Raw genomic sequence first — 2,138 nt, forward strand, 5'->3', positions numbered from 1 at the left:
TTAGCGTATCTAATATTCAGTCTCGCGTATACCCGTCGATTGTTTGACACTTACACAGAGACGAGAGCGTCCAGATAATCCTTTTTGCGCAGCTGCTGTGCGGACATACCAAAAGAGGCGCCCATGGAAAGGTGCCTCTTATCGTTCATTCTGGAATGCTTCGCATTTCGTTTCTGTTTATTCTTCTTCGAATACAGGAAGTCTTGGCGTCTGATGACTGGACGAACTCGACGAATCGTCGCGGTTGAAGAAGAAGGGCAAGAAGCCGTCGTCCTCTTCTTCCGGCGTATAGCCGTCGTTTTTGAGAATTTCGTCTTCAAACCGTTTGGATCGATAGGCGATCTGCGTATTGAGATCATCAAAGCCAAACTCTTCGCAAAGCGTCGGAACATCCGCGTACAGGGACGTTCCCAGGCCGAGCTTGTGACCCTGAATCGTAAAGCCCATCGCTTCGAGCGTCGTCGGGAAAATATCGAGCGTGCAGTAATCGCGGGTTCGATCGAGCGTATAGGGCGCGCCGTTGATAACCGTAAAATAGGTCCGTCTTGGGAAATCGATGCCGACGCTCTGGTTGATCAGGCTGTCCATGGAAAGATGGTCGCCGGAAATCATGATAACCGTATCGTCATAAAAATCCTGCTGCTGGATCCATTCGACAAATTCCGCGATCCGCTTGTCGGAGCAGCGGATGACGTTTTCATACTGCTCATCAAAATCATCCGGGCAGTTCTTGCACAAATAGCCGTCCTTGAAGTGGGTGTCCGCTGTAAGCATGGTGAAATTAAACGGTTCGTCCTGAGCGGCAAGTTTTGTAATTTTCTCTTTGGCAAAGCGGATCAGCTTTTCATCTTCAAAGCCCCACCACTCGTCATAGTTTTCCGGAATGTCGCCTTCGTCGCGCGCGGTCTGTACATCGTAAATTTCATAGTTTCCGTGCTGGCGGAAGTAGTTGGCGCGTCCCGCATAGCTGGCTTCGGAACCGCACATGAAATAGTTCGTATAGCCTTCCTGTTCCAGAATGTCGCCAAGACTGACGACTTCCGGAAGAAAGAGCATCGATTCCGAGAAGGTGTGATTGTACTGCGAGTTAGAAATGCCAAGGGGCGTTCCGGACGTCTGCGCGCAAAGACCGGCAACTGTCCAGGACGTCTGGCTGGTCACCTGACCGCCGTTAAGACAGATATCCCCTTGTGCGGAAAAGTCGGTATTTTCCTTAGCGATCCGGGTAAGGTTAGGGATCAGATCCGCATCAAATCCGCCGCCGTGTTCCCTGTCGGAAAATGTGGCTTCCATCGACTCCAGATAAATGCAGATGATGTTTTTCTTTTTCGCCGGGACCTGAATCAAGTCGGCTTCCGGTTTGACGTAATGGTTTTCGTAGAGCGTGGAAAACTTGTTCTGTTCTTCGATGTACTGATCAATTTTCAGCGCTTCATAGCCTTTCTGAAGCTGAGAAATCATCAGTCCCACGCAGCCCGTCATGCACAGCAGGCTGCCGCAGTTGATCGCCTTGATCGCATTCGACGCCATCCACTTTTTGCGGGTATGCGTGCGGTTCTTTCTGGAAAGCTGGCTGTGGAGCAGAAAGCCGTACAGCAGCGTTCCCAGGACAATCCAAAGCGCGTAATTCAGCAGAAAGCCCTGCAGGATCTGGACGATGGTATTGCTGGCACCGCCCATGCCCACCTGCATCGTATACAGGAACTGGGAAAAGGATTCGACCTGAATCACCTGGGTGATGTACTGGACCGCATACGCCAGTATGCACCCCAGAATAAAGAATATATAGGCAATAGTACCCAGAAGAATGGTCAGTTTCTTACGTGACATGCCCCATATTGTAATGCTTCCTTATCGCATTTCAATTGCGAGGCTGAAGTTTTAACGGAGGGCTAGTCAATGTTGAGAATCTTTTAATATGTCTTCATTTAATGAAACCGGTATCTTTCAAAAGCGAAAGCATTTCTCGCCGCCTGCAGAACGCCCGCTTTCCCTTTTCTCAAAGCGTCGGACGGCGTATCTTGCGGTGTATCTGCCCCGCTCGGCGATGTTTTCCGGAACAGCGGGAAAAAGGCTCCGTTTCAAGGTAAGTGTCAAACAATCGACGGGTATACGCGAGACTGAATATTAGATACGCT

Annotated in this window: 1 protein-coding gene; it reads right to left on the reverse strand. The window is 50.0% G+C overall.

Annotated features, from left to right (window positions below; all coding sequences use genetic code 11):
• Positions 1 to 177: 177 nt before the first annotated feature.
• Complete coding sequence (locus tag Q2J39_RS10650) at positions 178 to 1,830, reverse strand: sulfatase-like hydrolase/transferase (RefSeq protein WP_288340674.1); 1,653 nt, start codon at positions 1,828 to 1,830, stop codon at positions 178 to 180.
• Positions 1,831 to 2,138: the final 308 nt, after the last annotated feature.

The sequence above is a fragment of the uncultured Allobaculum sp. genome (assembly GCF_948576815.1).
Lineage (GTDB): Bacteria > Bacillota_I > Bacilli_A > Erysipelotrichales > Erysipelotrichaceae > Allobaculum > Allobaculum fili.